The following is a 1,660-nucleotide window of genomic DNA, read 5'->3' as shown; positions in this document are numbered from 1 at the left end:
CGGCGGCGCGGCGGCCCGGCGCGCGGCGCGCAGCGGCGGCGGCCCCGGCCAGCAGCTCACCTATATCCGGCGCGTCCGGCCGCCCTACGAGGTGCTGGACGAGGAGGCGCTCGCCCTCATCGAGGCCAACACCGATACGGTGCTGGAGGAGATAGGCATCGAATTCCGCGACGACGCGGAGGCGCTCGCCTTGTGGAAAGAGGCCGGCGCCGACGTGCGGGGCGACCGTATCCACTTCCCGAAGGGGCTTTGCCGCGAACTCCTGAAGACAGCGCCTGCCTCCTTCACGCAGCATGCCCGCAACCCCGAGCGCTCGGTCGAGATCGGCGGCGACACTACCGTTTTTGCCCCGGTCTACGGCCCGCCCTTCGTGCGCGACCTCGACGGCACCCGCCGCTACGCCACGCTGGAAGATTTCCGCAATCTGGTGAAGCTCGCCTATATGGCGCCGTCAATCCACCATTCAGGCGGCACGGTGTGCGAGCCGGTGGACGTGCCGGTCAACAAGCGTCACCTCGACATGGTCTACGCGCATATGCGCTTTTCCGACAAGCCCTTCATGGGCTCGGTGACGGCGCCCGACCGCGCCGAGGACACGGTGGCGATGGCGAGGATCCTGTTCGGCGAGGATTTCGTCGAGAACAACACGGTCGTCATCAACCTCATCAACGCCAATTCGCCCATGGTCTTCGACGAGACCATGCTGGGCGCGGCCAAGGCCTATGCCCGCGCCAACCAGGCCTGCATCGTCACGCCCTTCATCCTGGCCGGCGCCATGAGCCCGGTGACGGTGGTCGGCACGCTGACCCAGGTCCTGGCCGAGGTGATGGCGGGCGCCGCCTTCACGCAGCTCGTGCGGCCGGGCGCGCCGGTGCTGTTCGGCACGTTCGCCTCGTCGATCTCCATGCAGTCCGGCGCCCCCACCTTCGGTACGCCCGAACCCTCGCTGGTCTCCTACGGCGCGGCCCAGCTCGCGCGCCGGCTCGGGCTTCCGTTCCGCACCGGCGGCTCGCTGACGGCCTCCAAGGTGGCGGACGCGCAAGCCGCCTACGAGAGCGCCAACACGCTGAATTCGACCATCCTTGCGGGCACGAACTTCGTGCTGCACGCGGCCGGCTGGCTGGAGGGCGGGCTCGTCTCCTCCTACGAGAAATTCATGATGGACATAGACCAGCTCGGCATGCAGCAGCGCCTGTGCGAGCCGATCGACCTGTCGGAGAACGGCCAGGCGATGGACGCCATCCGCGAGGTGGGCCCCGGCAGTCACTATCTCGGCTGCGCCCACACCCAGGCCAACTTCCAGACCGCCTTCTACCGCTCGTCCATCGCCGACAACAATTCTTACGAACAATGGGCGGCGGAGGGCGAGAAGACGGCGGCCCAGCGCGCCAACCAGCTCGCCAGAAGCTGGCTGGAATCCTACCAGGCGCCGCCGCTGGACGAGGGTATCGACGAAGCGCTTCAGGACTTCATCGCCAGGCGCAAGGAATCGATGCCGGACGCGTTTACATGAGGGCGCGGCCCTCCTGATGGAGGGATGCCAGTTGGGCCTTGTCAGGGTGTCTATTGGACCGTTCAGGCATGGATCCTCGGGTCAAGCCCACTGGTGTCCGGTTAAGCTGGCGCGAGGTTTAGGGTCATTTGCCGTGGATCGGGCGGC

General features: G+C 67.3%; 1 protein-coding gene. It reads left to right on the top strand.

Annotated features, from left to right (window positions below):
- The coding region (locus tag GM910_RS26850) for a trimethylamine methyltransferase family protein (protein WP_159593953.1) at positions 1-1,513 on the top strand (1,513 nt) is incomplete at its 5' end.
- Positions 1,514-1,660 lie beyond the last annotated feature (147 nt).

It is taken from the genome of Chelativorans xinjiangensis (assembly GCF_009812055.1).
GTDB classification, from domain to species: domain Bacteria; phylum Pseudomonadota; class Alphaproteobacteria; order Rhizobiales; family Rhizobiaceae; genus Chelativorans; species Chelativorans xinjiangense.
Note: the sequence above shows the minus strand (reverse complement) of the source record. Positions and strands in the feature narration are given on the sequence as shown.